This window comes from Amycolatopsis kentuckyensis, from assembly GCF_002155975.1.
In the GTDB taxonomy this organism is placed as follows: Bacteria; Actinomycetota; Actinomycetes; order Mycobacteriales; family Pseudonocardiaceae; genus Amycolatopsis; species Amycolatopsis kentuckyensis.
The window spans coordinates 1-14,994 of record NZ_MUMI01000316.1; the positions used below are offsets into that span (position 1 = coordinate 1).

The 14,994-nt window shown below is 71.7% G+C and carries 18 protein-coding genes; 17 read left to right on the plus strand and 1 reads right to left on the minus strand.

Features of this window, described 5'->3' with window-relative positions; all coding sequences use genetic code 11:
- The 4 genes from CCN39_RS28690 to CCN39_RS51955 all read left to right on the plus strand — a co-directional run.
- On the plus strand, nucleotides 1-749 hold a 749-nt coding region (locus CCN39_RS28690), incomplete at its 5' end, for an NAD-dependent epimerase/dehydratase family protein (RefSeq protein WP_086847152.1).
- A 54-nt stretch (nucleotides 750-803) separates the two neighbouring features.
- Entirely contained in the window at nucleotides 804-971 is a 168-nt protein-coding gene (locus CCN39_RS50800; RefSeq protein WP_167455204.1) for a DUF6222 family protein, read from the plus strand.
- Nucleotides 968-2,677 (plus strand): acyl-CoA carboxylase subunit beta, encoded by a 1,710-nt coding sequence (locus CCN39_RS28695; protein WP_086847154.1) that lies wholly within the window; start codon nucleotides 968-970, stop codon nucleotides 2,675-2,677. Before CCN39_RS50800 ends, CCN39_RS28695 begins: the two co-directional genes overlap by 4 nt.
- A 48-nt stretch (nucleotides 2,678-2,725) precedes the next feature.
- Nucleotides 2,726-2,908, plus strand: a complete 183-nt coding sequence (locus CCN39_RS51955; protein WP_279629590.1) for an acyl-CoA carboxylase epsilon subunit — start codon at nucleotides 2,726-2,728, stop codon at nucleotides 2,906-2,908.
- A gap of 420 nt (nucleotides 2,909-3,328) precedes the next feature.
- Here the strand turns inward: CCN39_RS51955 and CCN39_RS28705 are convergent, their stop codons facing one another.
- Nucleotides 3,329-3,562, minus strand: a complete 234-nt coding sequence (locus tag CCN39_RS28705) for a hypothetical protein (RefSeq protein ID WP_086847159.1) — start codon at nucleotides 3,560-3,562, stop codon at nucleotides 3,329-3,331.
- Between the two features lie 166 nt (nucleotides 3,563-3,728).
- On the opposite strand from CCN39_RS28705, the gene CCN39_RS50300 reads away from it, so the two are divergent.
- From CCN39_RS50300 to CCN39_RS28765, 13 genes are all read left to right on the plus strand, one after another.
- Nucleotides 3,729-3,869, plus strand: a complete 141-nt coding sequence (locus CCN39_RS50300) for a hypothetical protein (RefSeq protein WP_158104560.1) — start codon at nucleotides 3,729-3,731, stop codon at nucleotides 3,867-3,869.
- A 135-nt stretch (nucleotides 3,870-4,004) separates the two neighbouring features.
- A complete protein-coding gene (locus CCN39_RS28710) occupies nucleotides 4,005-4,316 on the plus strand; it encodes a DUF6235 family protein (RefSeq protein WP_086847161.1) in 312 nt (103 codons plus the stop codon).
- Between the two features lie 262 nt (nucleotides 4,317-4,578).
- Nucleotides 4,579-5,058, plus strand: a complete 480-nt coding sequence (locus tag CCN39_RS28715; RefSeq protein ID WP_167455205.1) for a DUF6423 family protein — start codon at nucleotides 4,579-4,581, stop codon at nucleotides 5,056-5,058.
- 22 nt (nucleotides 5,059-5,080) lie between these two features.
- Nucleotides 5,081-6,406, plus strand: coding sequence for an FAD/NAD(P)-binding protein (locus CCN39_RS28720; protein WP_086847165.1), 1,326 nt, complete (start codon nucleotides 5,081-5,083; stop codon nucleotides 6,404-6,406).
- Nucleotides 6,399-6,839 carry a DUF6187 family protein gene (locus CCN39_RS28725; protein ID WP_086847167.1) on the plus strand — a complete coding sequence of 147 codons (441 nt, stop codon included), beginning with the start codon at nucleotides 6,399-6,401 and terminating at the stop codon, nucleotides 6,837-6,839. Before CCN39_RS28720 ends, CCN39_RS28725 begins: the two co-directional genes overlap by 8 nt.
- Nucleotides 6,839-7,384, plus strand: a complete 546-nt coding sequence (locus CCN39_RS28730; RefSeq protein WP_086847169.1) for a carboxymuconolactone decarboxylase family protein — start codon at nucleotides 6,839-6,841, stop codon at nucleotides 7,382-7,384. The genes CCN39_RS28725 and CCN39_RS28730 overlap by 1 nt, the downstream gene beginning before the upstream one ends.
- Before the next feature lie 123 nt (nucleotides 7,385-7,507).
- Complete coding sequence (locus CCN39_RS28735) at nucleotides 7,508-8,686, plus strand: acyl-CoA dehydrogenase family protein (RefSeq protein WP_086847171.1); 1,179 nt, start codon at nucleotides 7,508-7,510, stop codon at nucleotides 8,684-8,686.
- Between the two features lie 133 nt (nucleotides 8,687-8,819).
- The gene (locus tag CCN39_RS28740; RefSeq protein WP_086847173.1) at nucleotides 8,820-9,983 is read left to right on the plus strand and encodes an epoxide hydrolase family protein; all 1,164 of its coding nucleotides are present in this window, start codon (nucleotides 8,820-8,822) and stop codon (nucleotides 9,981-9,983) included.
- A gap of 95 nt (nucleotides 9,984-10,078) precedes the next feature.
- Entirely contained in the window at nucleotides 10,079-11,527 is a 1,449-nt protein-coding gene (locus CCN39_RS28745) for a DHA2 family efflux MFS transporter permease subunit (protein WP_086847175.1), read from the plus strand.
- Nucleotides 11,528-11,592: 65 nt separating this feature from the next.
- On the plus strand, nucleotides 11,593-13,038 hold the full coding sequence (locus tag CCN39_RS28750) for an aldehyde dehydrogenase (protein WP_086847177.1): 1,446 nt from the start codon (nucleotides 11,593-11,595) through the stop codon (nucleotides 13,036-13,038).
- A 21-nt stretch (nucleotides 13,039-13,059) separates the two neighbouring features.
- Nucleotides 13,060-13,710, plus strand: coding sequence for a DUF899 domain-containing protein (locus CCN39_RS28755; protein ID WP_086847180.1), 651 nt, complete (start codon nucleotides 13,060-13,062; stop codon nucleotides 13,708-13,710).
- Nucleotides 13,711-13,896: 186 nt separating this feature from the next.
- Nucleotides 13,897-14,367 (plus strand): SgcJ/EcaC family oxidoreductase, encoded by a 471-nt coding sequence (locus tag CCN39_RS28760; RefSeq protein WP_086847182.1) that lies wholly within the window; start codon nucleotides 13,897-13,899, stop codon nucleotides 14,365-14,367.
- Nucleotides 14,368-14,379: 12 nt separating this feature from the next.
- Entirely contained in the window at nucleotides 14,380-14,844 is a 465-nt protein-coding gene (locus tag CCN39_RS28765; RefSeq protein ID WP_086847184.1) for a peroxiredoxin, read from the plus strand.
- Nucleotides 14,845-14,994 lie beyond the last annotated feature (150 nt).

Sequence of the window (14,994 nt, forward strand, 5' to 3'; positions counted from 1 at the left end):
TGGCGGCCGCGCGGGCCGCCGGCGCCGGGCGGATCGTGCACGTCTCGACCGTGGGTGCGCTGTACCCGGCGGCCGGGAGCATCGGGCCGGAGACGCCGGTGGGCACGTCGCGGGAGCCGTACCTGGCGGCGAAGGCCGCCGCGGAGCGGATCGCGCGGCGTCACCGCGACGAGGGTGTCCCGGTGACGATCGTCTACCCGCCGGCGCTGCTCGGGCCGGAGGACCCGCGGCTGGGCGACCAGAACGCCCGCCTGCGCGACCTGCTGCGCGGCCTGATGCCGTTCTGGCCGTCCGGCGGGCTGCCGATCGGCGACGTCCGCGACACGGCCGCCCAGCTGGCCGCGGTGCTGACGGCCCCGGCGCCGGCCGGGCCCGCCTACTTCGGGCCCGGCCACTTCGTGACCACCCGCGGTTACCTGGACCTGGTCCGCACGGTGACCGGCCGCCGGCTGCCGGCGGTGTTCCTCCCGCCCGCGCTCCTGACCCCGGTCGGGCGCCTGGGCGGGCTGCTGCAGCGGGTGTGGCCGTGGCACATCCCGGCGGAGCACGGCGCGATCCACGTCTGCGCCGTCGCCGAGCCGGTCGCCCCCACCGCCCCGGACGCGGGAGTCCCGGCTCGCCCGGCGGCCACGACGGTGACCGACACCGTCCGCTGGCTGCACGGCGCCGGTGTGCTGACCGCCCGGCAGGCGGGCCGCGCGAGCTCCGCCGGGTTCGTCGCCTCGCCCGCCGCCGGGCGTGCCCGCTGATTTGCCCGCCGCTCCCGGGTAGGCCGGGGGCACCTCGACCGAGGAGGTCCCGATATGACTGCCAGCGACGCCACCGCTTCGGGCGACCACGTGCGGCTCGTGCCCGAGCCCGCCGAGGTTCCGGTGCGGCCGATGCCCCGGCTCGGGCGCGGCATCGTGTGGTCCGACATCGTCGCCGAGATCGAGCGGGACGACCTCGCACGGGCCCGGGATGCCGCGTGAGCGGATCGCACGACAACGCCGCCCGGCGGTCGGACGACGCCGAGGTGGTGCCGGTCCCGAACGGGAGCCGGCGGTCCCGGCCGGTGCGTGCCGGCGAGCCGGGCGAGGCGCAGGTGATCTCGCTGACCCGGCCCGCGGGCGCGGAACCGCCCGCGGCGCCGGACATGCCGCTGCTGCGGCAGCGGCGCGAGGAACTGCGCGCGCACATCGCCGACGGGCGGCTCGACGCCGTCCGCCGGCAGCACTCGCTGGGCAAGCTGACCGCCCGCGAGCGGCTCGCCCTGCTCCTCGACGACGACTCCTTCCTCGAGCTGGAGCCCTACCGGCGGCACCAGGCGGCCGGTCCCGGCCTGTCCGGGAACCGCCCGCACACCGACGGCGTGATCGCCGGCTCCGGCACCATCGACGGCCGGCGCGTGTTCGTCTACGCGCAGGACTTCACCGTGTTCGGCGGTTCGCTCGGCGAAGCGCACGCGGCGAAGATCCACAAGGTGCTCGACCTCGCGATCGCCAACGGCGCCCCGGTGATCGGTCTCAACGACAGCGGCGGCGCGCGGATCCAGGAGGGCGTGCTCGCGCTCAACGGGTACGGCGGGATCTTCCGCCGCCAGGTCGAGGCGTCCGGGGTGGTGCCGCAGATCAGCGTCGTCCTCGGCCCGTGCGCCGGCGGCGCGGCGTACTCGCCCGCGCTGGCCGACTTCACGTTCATGGTCCGCGACACCTCACGGATGTACCTGACCGGGCCGGACGTCGTCGCGGCGGTCAGCGGGCACCTCGTGTCGCACGAGGAACTCGGCGGCGCGGAGGTCCACGGGTCGTACTCCGGTGTCGCGACGGTGGTGCACGACGACGAGGAGAGCTGCCTCGCCGACGTCCGGTACCTGGTTTCGCTGCTGCCGGCCAACTACCTCGAGCCGGCGCCGGAAACCGCCGAGATCGGCGCCCGCGACGACTACCGGCCGCGGCTCGCGGAGATCGTGCCGGCCGAGCCGAACCGGCCGTACGACATGCGCGAGGTGTTCGCCGAGCTCGCCGACGACGGCGAGTTCTTCGAGCTGCACGAGAGCTGGGCCCGCAACGTGCTGTGCGCGCTGACCCGGATCGACGGCCGGGTCGTGGGGTTCGTCGGCAACCAGCCGTCGGTCTTCGCGGGCGTGCTGGACGGCCCGGCGTCGCAGAAGGCGGCCCGGTTCGTGCGGTTCTGCGACGCCTTCGGCATCCCGCTGGTCAGCCTGGTGGACGTGCCGGGCTTCCTGCCGGGGGTCGAGCAGGAGCGCAGCGGCATCATCCGCCAGGGCGCGCAGCTGCTGCACGCCTACTGCGAGGCGACGGTCCCGCGCATCCAGGTGATCCTGCGCAAGGCGTACGGCGGCGCGTACATCGTGATGGACTCCCGGTCGATCGGCACCGACCTGTCACTGGCGTGGCCGACCAACCAGATCGCGGTGATGGGCGCGGAGGGCGCGGTGAACGTCCTGCACCGCCGCGACCTCGCGACGGCGCCCGACCCGGCGGCGTTGCGGGCGCAGCTGGTCAGCGAGTACACCGAGGAGTACCTGAACGCCGAGTACGCGGCCGAGCGCGGCCTGGTGGACGACATCATCGACCCGGCGGAGACCCGCGCGGCACTGGCCAGGGGCCTGGCGATGCTCCGCGACAAGCGCAAGCCCGCCCCGGCCCGCAAGCACGGCAACCAGCCGATCTGACGGACCGCGGGAGGCCCGGTGACGAAGGACGACGCAACCCGGATCGTGGTGCGAGGCCACCCGCACGACACGGAACTCGCGGCGTTGCTGGTGGCCCTGGCGGTGGTGACCCGCGGTGAGGGTGCGCGGAGAGAAACGCCGCAGGGCCCTTGGGCGGACCCGTCCCGATCGCACCCGGGCCCACCCCGGCCGGGCCCCGGCGCGTGGCGGTTGTCGGGCCTGCCGCGCTGAGGGGAGCTGCGGGCGCGGGGTACGTCGCGCTCACCGGGTCCGCGGCCGACGGGGCTGTGGTGGGTGTCGGTTCGGTTGTGCTGACGGGGTGGTGGTGGGCTGGTCGATGTGGCTGCGTGGCACCGGCCGGGCTGTGGCGCGCGCTGGTTCGGTTGTGTTGACCGGGTGGTGGCGGGCCGGTCGATGTGGCCGCATGGCACCGGCCGCGCTGTGGCGTGCGCCGGTTCGGTTGCGCCGATCGGGTGGTGACTCCCCGGACCACCGGGCCGCCGTTGTGCAGACCGGGGCAGGCACGTGCTCCGCCGGATGGCGGAGCACGTTGTGCTGTCCGGAGTCCGGCGTCCACTGTGGACCGTCGGAGCCGGCGGAGCGTGCTCGTGGTCCGGCCGCCGGACGGCCGGACCGCGGGCGCGGGGCCGGTCAGGCTGCCTCCGCGGCGCGCATCCGGCGCAGCTTTCCGGCGATCGTGCTCTCGCGGGCCGCCGGGTGGGTGCTGCAGCCCTCGTGGACCGCCGCGTAGTGGACTTCGCCGTCCAGGAACGCTTCCAGGCCCGTGCGGCCGCCCGGCTCGAAGGGGCGGCCGCACGCTGCGCACGTTCGCTGCCTCTCGGCCGCGCTGAGGTGGTTGTCCGGCGGGTGGTGGGAGGTCGTCACGGTGCTCCTTCCGGGTCGTCGATGCTTCCAGTGCACCCCAGCGGGCCGGTACGCGGCCACTTGTGCGCTGCGCACCCTGGGCGCATGACCGATTCACGGCAATTCCTCGATCCCGTGGGCCGATCGTGTACGTCACCCATCGACGAACCGACGGAATGGAGGAGCCATGGAGACCACGACGCCCGATCGAGCCGCCGGCCCGGAAGCTCTGGGCAGCCGGCACCTGGAGGCGGCCCCCGAGGCGGAAAGCGTGCTTCCCCGGGAACGCGAATACCTGCGGGAACACATCGTCCTCGGCTACAACTGAACCGGTCGCATTATCGAAGATGACCTCCGGATCCGGCCGCGCGATACTCGTACGGTCCGGGCCGGGGTGTCACCGGCGCCGCCGGCGGACGGGCCTGCCCGGAGCCGGTCGGACACTCGGTTGGGAGGCCGGCGGATGGCGATGCGCCTCCAGCTCACTGCTGGCGACGAGGTGCTCGAACGGTGGGCCGAGTCGGCGCCGCAAGCGGAGCGGAACATTGTTTACGAGGCATTGTTCGCCGTGGGCGACGGATCTGCTTTCCTGGTCTACGACATTTTCGGCGACCCCCGCGATCCGGGTAATTTTCTGGTTATGGTGAAACCGGGCCTCGTGCTGAAGATCATGGTTCAGCGCGCTCACTCCGCGTTCGAGATCCGGTACGTCGGGGCGATCGACGACGACCTCGGCGTCCGCGCCTCGCACCCCGAAGGGGCCGAGCCCGAGTGAAGGAAGCGGCCGTGGTCACGCTGTGCGACCCGGCTGGGCTGAACGGGCTAGACAATCGCCGGTCCGATCGGTCACAAAATGCGCCTCGTGCGACCGTGCATTCCTCATCTTGACAGCGTCTTCGGCGGTGTGAAAACCTGCCATGAGGTCGCAGGTCAGACCGTTATTTCGGGGGTTTGAATAACGAGGAGGCTGTACCGTGTCGTCACCAGAATTGCCCGGCCTTGACGTATCCAGTCGCGTGCGGGCGCGCGACATCCAGATGATTGGTACGGCCGATCTGGCCCGGCGGGTGCTGATGGTCACCGGCGCCATCGACACGACCGACCACGACGTCTCGGTGAGCATCAGCCTGCCGGAAGCCGGCCGGTGGCAGGTGATCAAGGCCGAGACCAACCTGACCGACCAGACCTGGGTCGCGATGCAGGCCGTGATGGACGAGGAGTCGACCTTCGTCGATGACGCCATGCTCATGTCCCCGCAGTTCGCGAAGAGCTTCATGACCCCCGACCAGCGGCGCCTCACGTTCTACGACGGCGAGGTCCGCCCCGGGGAAACGGTGCTGAAGACCTATTCGATGGAGACCGGCGGCCGCAAGCCGACCTACTTCTACTCGCGCTACAGCCCGATCGCCACCGACAGCGCCGAGAAGTCGCGCCAGACGCTCGACGAGCTGGTCGCGGACGGGATGCGGCAGCGGCCGGTGATCGAGCTCATCGTGCCGGTGACCGTGATCGGCTGAGCGGCCAGGACGGAACGGACCGGTGATCAAGTTCATCCCCGAGCCCCGGCTGCTCGAGTCGCCGCGCGGCCGGCACTGGCCCCGGCCGGCGGCCCCGGCGCGGCCGCCACGGGACCCGGTCCCGCCCGCCACCGCGGACGTCGTCATCGTCGGCGCGGGCCCGGCCGGGCTGGCGGTGGCGTCCGCGCTCTGGCACCACGGCGTCACCGAGCTGGTCGTGCTGGACCGGGAAGGCCGTTCGTGCGGCCGGTTCTTCGACCGCATCGACCGGCTGGACCAGCGGGTGCTGCGGTCGCCGTACGAACACCACCCCGGCGTCGAGGGCTTCCGCGACTGCGAGCTGCTCGACTTCGCCCGGCTGCACTGGGGCCGGCTCACCCCGGTCGAGCGCCGCGAGATCCGGATGGCGCAGGCCGGTCACCGGTCCGTCGTGCCGGTCGACGTCTTCCACGCCTACACCGACCACCTCGCGGTCACCCACCACGTCCGGGACAAGCTGTGGAGCGCCTCGGTGACCGGGGTGCGCCCGGACGGCGACGGGGTGGCCGTGCACACGACCCGCTCGACCGTCCGCGCCCGGCACGTCGTGCTGTGCCTCGGTGAGGAACGCCGGACCGCCCCCGAGCGGTGGTGGGGCGGTGGCCCCCCGCCCGCCGCGGTGTCGTACTGGGACGAGCCGCCGCCCGGCCCCGGCGAGCGGCAGATCGTGGTCGGTGCCGGGCTCACCGCGGCCCACCTCCTCGCCGCGGCGCTCGACGGCGGCCGCGAGGTGCACTGGGTGCTGCGCGAAGTCCGGGAGCACTACCAGTGCGCCGACGTGAACTCCACCTTCTTCCGGCCCGAGGGCCGGAAGCGGTTCGACGGCGTCGGCTGGTCCGAGCGCCTCGACCTCACCGCCGAGTTCCGCCGCGCCTCCGTCATGTTCGAGTTCCGGCCGCTGCTCGAACGGGCCGAAGCCGAAGGCCGCCTGGTCGTGCACCGCGGGGAAGCCGTCAAGGAAGTCTCCTCCGGCGTCACCGGGACGGCCGCGGTGCGGCTGGAGAGCGGCCGCCGCGTCGACGCCGACCACGTCGTGCTGGCGCTCGGCACGATCCCGTCGATCGGGACCGGCTTGCTGCCCGCCGGGCTCGTCGGGGCCCGGGACGGCTGGCCGGACCTGGACGAGGCGACGCTGTCCTACCGGCACGCGCCCGAGGTGTCGGTCGTCGGGGCCGCGGCGGGGATGGTGCTCGGCCCGGCCGCCCGCAACATCGACGGGCACCGGGTGGCGACCGCCCGGGTCGCCGCGGCGGTGGCCGCCCGGCTGCGGGGCGCCGCCGTCGACCTGCGGGTGACGGCCGATGTCTGACGGCGGTGACCTGCGGTTCGTGCTGCCCGACGTCGACGCGCCCGCCTCGGTCGAAGCCGGCGTCGTCCTGCTCGGCCTGGACGCCGACCGGCTGCTGGCCGGCCTGGGGCTCGCCCGGCTGGCGGACGACGCCGCGCTGGTGACCCAGGTGGTCGACCAGGCGCGCCATGGAGCGGGCGGGTTCGGGTTCGCCGCGCTGGTCGCCTCGGGCGCCGAGTGCTGGCGGGAGCTGCGTGCGTTCGCCGGCCACGGGAGCTCGACAGCTTCTCCCGGCGCGTTGCGCCGTGAGTGGGAAGCGGCCCAGGCGGCGGCCGCGGCGGCCGTGCCGGGCGCCGGCGCGGCCACGATCGCTTACCTGACCGCGTGCTCGCTGCGCCGGGCGGACGTGGACCCGCTCGCCGACCGGCACGCCGACGAAACGGAAGGCACCTGATGTCGTACCTGAAGTCCCTGCCGGAGGAAACCACGCTGCTGCAGGTGTTCCAGGCGCACCCGGGCCCGGCACGGCACCTGCTGGCCTTCCACGAGCTGGTGCTGCGCGGCGAATCGCCGTTCACCGAGGGTGAACGCGAGCTGATCGCGGCCTACGTGTCCGGGCTGAACGACTGCGACTACTGCCACGGCATCCACACGGTGACCGCCGAGGCGTTCGGCGTGCCCGCGGGACTGCTCGCCGCGGCCCTCGACGACCTCGCGACGGCACCGGTCGACGACAAGCTCCGGCCCGTGCTGGCCTACGTCGGCAAGTTGACCCGGACGCCGTCCCGGATGACCGACGCCGACGCCGAAGCCGTGTTCGCCGCCGGCTGGGACGAGCGGGCGCTGCACGACGCGGTGCTGGTGTGCGCGCTGTTCAACTTCATGAACCGCATGGTGGAAGGGCTGGGGATCCGCGCGGACGCGGCGTACGCGACGAAGTCCGGGCTGCGGCTGAAGGAAACCGGGTACGAGGGCCTGGCCGGGCTGCTGGCCCCGTAGGCCCGCGCGCGATCTCGTCTGTCTCTTGTGGACACCGGTGAACCCCGCATTCGAAGAGATGCCCGGGATTCTCACCGGCGCGCACGATAGGTGCAAGCACCGGTCGAGGCGCGGAGGAAAACAATGTCACAGACACCGACGAGGGACGAGCTCGTTCAGAGCGCGTCCAAGCTGGTGCCGCTGCTGCGGTCGCGGGCGCTCTGGATCGACGAGCACCGCAGGCTGCCCGACGACGTGGTCGAAGCCATCGAGCTCTCCGGCATCCTCAAGATGCAGGCGCCGAAGCAGTACGGTGGCTACGAAAGCGACGCGCACACCCTGATCGACGTGCACGCGGAAGTCGCGCGCGGCAACAGTTCCGCGGCCTTCTGCGTGTCCGTCTACGCGCTGCTGAACTGGATGGCCGGGCTCTGGCCCGACGAGGTGCTCGACGAGGTCTTCGCCACCGAGAACGTGCGCGTCTGCGGCACGCTCGCCACCACCGGCACCGCGACGAAGGTCGACGGCGGGTACCGGATCTCGGGCACCTGGCGGTTCAACAGCGGGATCCTGCACGCGCAGTGGAAGGTCACCGCGGCGGTACCGGACGGCCCCGAGGCCGCCGACGGCCCGATCACCACGCTGATCCCGGTTTCCGACCTGGAAATCGTCGACGACTGGTACACCCACGGCCTGCCCGGTTCCGGCAGCGTCACGGTGACCGCGCACGACGTGTTCGTCCCGTCGTCCCGGATCGTGAAGACCGCCGATTTCTTCACGGACCAGTGCAAATCCGCCGTCAATTCGGTGAAGCCCAATTACCACCTCACCCCGATGCTGGTGACGTCGACCGTCGCGACGGCCGGCCAGCTCATCGGCGCGGCGAAGTACGCATTGGAAAGCTTCCTCGACCGGCTGCCCGGCCGCGGCATTTCCTACACGCACTACCCGAGCCAGGCCGAAGCGCCGATCACGCACATCCGCCTCGGCGAGGCCGGGCTGCTGATCGAGGAAGCCGAGACCCGGGCGCACCGGTTCGCCGACCTCGTCGAGGAAAAGCTCGTCACGGGCGAGTCGTGGACGATCACCGAGCGCGCGTCCTCGCGGGTGCAGCTCGGCCGCGTCGCGCAGCTGTGCAAGCAGGCCGTCGACCTCATCGCCACCATCAGCGGCGGGTCCTCGATCTTCCACGACGTGCCGATCACCCGGATCCAGCGCGACGTGAACGCGGTCGCCATTCACGCGCTGACCAACCCGGACACGAACCTGGAACTGTACGGCCGGCTGCTGTGCGGTCTCGAACCGAACACCGACTACCTCTGAGCGGTGCTTTTCCACAGCCTTCGGGCGCAGAGCACTTTCGAAGATGATATCCGGCGTCTTGCCCGCGATCCTAAGACCGGTGGTCTGGCTCCGCGGGCCGGAGCCGCCACCCCGTGATTGGAGCGCCGAAAAAATGCAACCTTTCCGCGTGGAAATCCCCCAGGCCCAGCTGGACGACCTGGCCAGGCGGCTGGCCGAGACCCGCTGGCCGGTCGGGCTGCCCGAAGCGGGGTGGGACCGCGGCGTGCCCATCGACTACCTCAAGGACCTCGCCGAGTACTGGCGCACCGAGTTCGACTGGCGGAAGGTCGAGGAGCGGATCAACGCGTTCCCCCAGTTCACCACCACGATCGACGGGGCGAACGTCCACTTCCTGCACGTGCGCTCGCCGGAGCCCGACGCCACGCCGATGATCATCACGCACGGCTGGCCCGGCTCGGTGGTCGAGTTCCTCGACGTGATCGGCCCGCTGACCGACCCGCGCGCCCACGGGGGCGACCCCGGCGACGCGTTCCACCTGATCATCCCGTCCATGCCCGGCTTCGGCTTCTCCGGCCCGGCACCGGAAGGCGGCTGGAACACCCAGCGCGTCGCCCGTGCCTGGGCGCAGCTGATGGCGGAGCTGGGCTACGAGCGCTACATCGCCCAGGGCGTCGACTTCGGCTCGGGGGTGGCGCTGGTGCTCGGGCTGCAGGACGCCGAGCACGTGCTCGCCGTGCACCTCAACACCCTGGTCACCGCGCCCGGCGACGACCCGGCCGACCTGGAGGGCCTCAGCGAGGCCGACCAGCACTCCTGGGGCAAGTCGGACACGTTCGCGAAGATCCTGTCCGGCTCGATGAAGCTGCAGGCGACCCGCCCGCACACGGTCGCCTACGGGCTCAGCGACTCGCCGGTCGGCCAGCTCGCCTGGGTGATCGAGAAGTACCGCGACTGGGCCGACACCCGCGGCGGGCTGCCGGAGGACGCGTTCGACCGCGACAAGGTGCTGGCCATCCCCGCCATCTACTGGCTGACCGAGACCGCCGGCTCGTCCGGGCAGTTCTACTACGAGAGCGTCGACTTCCTGCCGATCTCGCCGGGCGCGGGCCGCTACTTCGAGCTGACCATGCCGCTCGGGGTGGCGGTGTTCCCCCACGCCCCGTTCAAGCCGGTCCGGCGCTGGGCGGAACGCGAGTTCTCCACGATCCAGCACTGGAACGAGTACGACCGCGGCGGCAACTTCCCCGCCATGGAGGTGCCCGATCTCTACATCGCCGAACTGCAGGCGTTCGGGCGGCTGGTGAAGGAACGGTAGAACCACGCCGGCGCACCGGGTGCCGGGGGGAACGCGACGAATGGAGTTTGTGATGACGGTGATTCTTCGGGACCGGACCGCAGGGAGGTGCCACCGTGAGTGCAGTTAGCGGGACCGAACGTCCTCTGCGGCCGGGCTGGGCGCTGGTGCTGGTGTCCGTCTGCGCGTTCCTGACCTCTTTGGACGTCATGGTCGTGGTCACCGCCATACCCACGATCAAGGTCGACCTGGGCGCGGATCTCGCCGACCTCGAGTGGACGATCAACGCCTACAACCTGGCGTTCGCCTGCCTGATGCTCACCGGCGCCGCGCTCGGCGACCGGTTCGGGCGGCGGCGGACGTACGTGATCGGCCTGGCCGCCTTCACCATCGCGTCGATCATGGCCGCGTCCGCGGGCACCATCGAAATCCTGATCATCGCCCGGGTCATCCAGGGCGTGGCCGCCGGTGTGTCCATTCCGGTCAGCCTCGCGCTGCTGGCCGACGCCACGCCGCCGGAGAAGCGTGGCGCCGCCATGGGTATCTGGGGCAGCGTCGCGGGCATCGCGATCGCGGCGGGCCCCGTCATCGGCGGCATCGTCACCCAGGGCATCTCGTGGCACTGGATCTTCTGGCTGAACGTCCCGTTCGGGATCGCCGCCACCGTCGGTTCCGCGGTGCTGCTGCGCGAGAGCAAGGGCCCGCGTCCGAAGATCGACGTGCCCGGCCTGCTGCTCGCCTCGGCCGGCCTGTTCGGGCTGGTCTGGGCCGCGGTCCGCGCGCCGTCCATCGGCTGGGGTGCGTTCGAGGCCTACGGCTCGGTGCTCGGCGGGGTGGTGCTGCTGGTGGCGTTCGTGGCGTGGGAGTTCAGGGCGAAGTACCCGATGCTCCCGATGGAGTACTTCCGCCACCGCGGGTTCACCGTGGCGAACATCTCCGCGTTCCTCCAGCACTTCGCCCTGATCGGTGCGCTGTTCGTGCTGGCGCAGCTGTTCCAGTTCGGTCTGGGCAGCAACGCCATGGTCAGCGGTCTGCAGTTGCTGGCGTGGACGGCGATGCCGCTGGTGGTGGCGCCGTTCGCGGGCAAGCTGGCCGACAAGCACGGCAGCAAGCCGTTCATGATCGCCGGCCTCGCGCTGCTGGGCATCGGCCTGCTCTGGATCGGCCTGGTCACCTCGATCGGCGTCGCTTACGGCAGCATGGTCGTTCCGCTGATCCTGGGCGGCGCGGGCATCGCGATGTGCCTGCCCACCACGATCAACCTCGTGTTCGCGTCGGTCCCGCCGGAGGACGCCGGCGTGGCGTCGGGTGTGAACAGCGCGCTGCGCGAGCTGGGCGGGGTGTTCGGCGTCGTGGCGCTGGGTGCGGCCTTCGCGGCCAACGGCAGCTTCGAGTCGGCCGAAGCGTCGCTGTCCGGCTTCCAGGCGGCGCTGGTGCTCGGTGGCATCGTCGCGCTGCTCGGCACGGCCGTGGCGCTGTTCGCGCCCGGCAAGCCGAAGCCGGCCGGGCCGGTCGTCCAGGCGCGGCCGGCCGCCGAAGAAGTGATCGAGACGCCGATCAACTGAGCCGGCGCTCTCCAGCCCCGGCGGACCCCGTGGTCCGCCGGGGCCTTTCCCCGGGAGAAGGTCCCATGAGTTACGACTACCACGCCCTGTACGTCGACGGCGAATGGCGCAGACCCGGTCGCGGCACGATCGCGGCGATCTCGCCGGCCGACGGGGAGCGCAACGGCACCACGCCGCTCGCCTCGGAGTCCGATGTGGACGCCGCGGTCGCCGCGGCGCGTCGTGCGTTCGGCACCCCGTCGTGGACCGGCCTGCCGGTCGAGGAGCGCGCGGAACTGCTGGAGCGCTTCGCGATCCAGCTGGAGAAAACCGTCCCGGAGCGGGCCACCGCCACGTCCGTCCAGAACGGAACGCCGATCTCGGTGGCGCTGCCCAGCGAGGGCGGCGCGCCGATCGGGCTGCTCCGCTACCACGCGGGGCTGGCCCGGCGGACCGTGCTGGAGGACCGGCGCGAACGGTTCGACGGGATGGGCGAGACCATCGTCCGGCGCGAGCCGGTCGGGGTGGTCGCGGTGGTCGTGCCGTGGAACTTCCCCCAGCCCATCACCATGTTCACCGTCGCGCCCGCGCTCGCCGCGGGGTGCACGGTGGTGCTCAAGCCCGCACCGGAGACGGTGTTCGGCGCGCTGGAACTGGCCGCCGCGGCCGATCGGGCGGGCCTGCCGCCGGGTGTGCTGAACGTCGTCACCGGTGGCGCGGACATCGGCGAGCACCTGGTGTCGCACCCGGGCGTCGACCGCGTCGCGTTCACCGGCTCGACCGCGGCCGGGCGCAAGGTCGGCGAGATCTGCGGCAGGCTGCTGCGGCCGGTGACCCTGGAGCTGGGCGGGAAATCGGCCGCCATCGTGCTCGACGACGCCGACCTCGTCGCCACCACGCAGGGGCTCGCTTCGTGCGCGCTGCTCAACAGCGGGCAGGCCTGCTACATCTCGACGCGGATCCTGGCGCCGCGCTCCCGCTACGACGAGGTGGTCGACGCGGTCGCCGGGCTGGCGAAGGCGTTGAAGATCGGCGACCCGCTCGACCGCACGACGCAGATCGGCCCGATGGTCAGCTCGCGGCACCGCGAGCGCGTCGAGTCCTACGTGCGGCTCGGGCAGGACAGCGGCGCGCGGCTGGTGGCCGGCGGCGTCCCGGCGGAGCAGGAGCGGGGCTGGTACGTCCGGCCGACCGTCTTCGCCGACGTGGCCAACAGCGACCCCATCGCGCGCGAGGAGATCTTCGGGCCGGTGCTCGCGGTGATCCCGTACCGTGACGTCGATGAGGCCGTCGCGATCGCCAACGACTCCGAATACGGCCTGGGCGGCACGATCTGGACGTCCGACGTGGACAAGGGGATCGCCGTGGCCAGGCGGGTGCGCTCGGGCAGCGTCGGGGTCAACTACTACGACCTCGACCTGGGCGCGCCGTTCGGCGGTGTCAAGGCCAGCGGGCTCGGCCGCGAGCTGGGACCCGAGGGCTTCGACACGTTCTTCCAGTACAAATCGATCTACCTGCACAAGGCAACCTGAATCGCCTCGAGGAGAGGACAAATGAGCCTTCCCAAGATCGTGTCACCGCAAGAGTGGCAGATCGCTCACGAAAAGCTGATGGCGCGCGAAAAGGAGGTCACCCGCATCCTCGACGCGCTGGCCGCCGAGCGCCGCCGTCAGCCGATGGTCGCCTTCGAGAAGGACTACGTGTTCGTCACGGCCGCCGGCGACAAGGTCGGCCTGGCCGACCTGTTCGACGGGCAGCGCCAGCTGATCGTCTACCACTTCATGATGGAGGCCGGGTCGGACCACCGGTGCCCCGGCTGTTCCGCGGTGGCGGACAACCTGCCGCACCTGGACCACCTGGAGCAGCGCGACACCCGGCTGGTGCTGGTCTCGCCGGCCCCGCAGGCGCAGCTGCAGGAGTACCGGGAGCGCATGGGCTGGCCGCTGAAGTGGCTGTCGTGCGATCAGGAGTTCAACGACGACTGCGGTGCCGGCGCCGGCTCGACGCTGAGCGTGTTCCTGCGTGACGGCGAGAAGGTGTACCGGACGTACTTCACCAGTGCTCGCGGCCTGGACAAGCTGCGGCTGGACCTCAACCTGCTGGACCTGACCCCGTACGGGCGCCAGGAGTTCTGGGAGGACTCGCCGGAGGGCTGGCCGCAGACCGCGCCGTACCAGTGGTGGCGTCCGCGCGACATGTACTGACGTTTCTCCGCGGAGGGCCGGGACGCTGTCGTCCCGGCCCTTCTTTGTGCGCAATGGAGAGGACTCTCCGCGCGTCCGGGTGCGGGACAGTGAATACCGGGAACAGACAAGGAGGATTCCGATGTCGGTGAGTGCTGAGGANNGTGGCGCCGGCGCCACCCTTCGTTGGTAAAGGAGACGATCACCATGGCTTCAGCGTGGGGCGACGCGTCGGCGATCCTGGCCGCCGCGGGCATCGAAGAGGACACCTCGTACTACCGCGAGTTCACCGGCGACGACGAGAAGGCCGTGCTGACCGTCGCGATGCGCATCCAGGAGGGCTGGGAGCGCAACGACGCCGACTTCTTCGCCGACACCTTCGCCGACAACGGCAGCCTGCTGATGAAGGACGACCAGCTCACCAGCCGCCAGCAGATCCGCGAGTACATGAAGGCGGGCTTCGAGGGCTACTTCCGCGGCGCGCGCGTCCGCGGCTGGCCGCTGGCCGTCCGGTTCCTCGACGACACCACCGCGATGATCATCAGCCAGGGCGGCATCCTGCTGGAGGGCGAGACCGAGACGGCGCCCGAGCGTCAGGTCCGCGTCACCTGGATCGTGGTGCGGACCGGCGACGGGCTGCGGCTGTTCTCGCACCAGACCAGCCCGCTCAAGGGATGAGGGAGAAGTCTCATGGCGGTTGAAGCTGGTTCGGCGGCGCCGGACTTCACGCTCCCCGACACCGGCCGGGCACCGGTCACGCTCAGCGAGCTGTGGCGGGCCCGGCCGGTGCTGCTGGTCTTCTACCCGTTCGCGTTCAGCCACATCTGCGAGGGGGAGATCTGCCAGGTCCGCGACGAACTGGCGGGCTACACCGACGAGAACGTCCAGGTCGTCGGCGTCTCGGTGGACACGCCGTTCACCCTCAAGGCGTGGGCGGACCGGCAGGGCCTCACGTTCCCCCTCCTGTCGGACTTCTGGCCGCACGGAGCCGTCGCGCAGTCCTACGGCGTCTTCAACGACCAGGGCGGGATGGCCAACCGCGGCACCTTCCTCATCGACGGGACCGGAACCGTCCGCTTCGCCGAAGTGGTGTCCCCCCGCGAGGCCCGCGACCAAACCCGGTGGAAGAAGGCGGTCGCCGCCCTCGCCGGCTGATCCGCTTCCTCCACCCCGGAACCCCCGAGCGCCCCTTCTCGCTCGGGGGTTCTCCCATGCCCGCCCCGGCTGCGTACCCGGTGGCTCGCGCCCCGGCGGCCGCCCGGTGGCTCGTGCCCGCGCGGACGTGCCGAGGCCCCCTGCTCGAGG

Coding starts and splice junctions, on each gene's coding strand:
- CCN39_RS50800 (WP_167455204.1), top strand. CDS start 804: ATGACTGCCAGCGACGCCACCGCTTCGGGCGACCACGTGCGGCTCGTG.
- CCN39_RS28715 (WP_167455205.1), top strand. CDS start 4,579: ATGATTGGTACGGCCGATCTGGCCCGGCGGGTGCTGATGGTCACCGGC.
- CCN39_RS28760 (WP_086847182.1), top strand. CDS start 13,897: ATGGCTTCAGCGTGGGGCGACGCGTCGGCGATCCTGGCCGCCGCGGGC.
- CCN39_RS28710 (WP_086847161.1), top strand. CDS start 4,005: ATGGCGATGCGCCTCCAGCTCACTGCTGGCGACGAGGTGCTCGAACGG.
- CCN39_RS28725 (WP_086847167.1), top strand. CDS start 6,399: ATGTCTGACGGCGGTGACCTGCGGTTCGTGCTGCCCGACGTCGACGCG.
- CCN39_RS28735 (WP_086847171.1), top strand. CDS start 7,508: ATGTCACAGACACCGACGAGGGACGAGCTCGTTCAGAGCGCGTCCAAG.
- CCN39_RS28750 (WP_086847177.1), top strand. CDS start 11,593: ATGAGTTACGACTACCACGCCCTGTACGTCGACGGCGAATGGCGCAGA.
- CCN39_RS28730 (WP_086847169.1), top strand. CDS start 6,839: ATGTCGTACCTGAAGTCCCTGCCGGAGGAAACCACGCTGCTGCAGGTG.
- CCN39_RS28740 (WP_086847173.1), top strand. CDS start 8,820: ATGCAACCTTTCCGCGTGGAAATCCCCCAGGCCCAGCTGGACGACCTG.
- CCN39_RS28755 (WP_086847180.1), top strand. CDS start 13,060: ATGAGCCTTCCCAAGATCGTGTCACCGCAAGAGTGGCAGATCGCTCAC.
- CCN39_RS28765 (WP_086847184.1), top strand. CDS start 14,380: ATGGCGGTTGAAGCTGGTTCGGCGGCGCCGGACTTCACGCTCCCCGAC.
- CCN39_RS50300 (WP_158104560.1), top strand. CDS start 3,729: ATGGAGACCACGACGCCCGATCGAGCCGCCGGCCCGGAAGCTCTGGGC.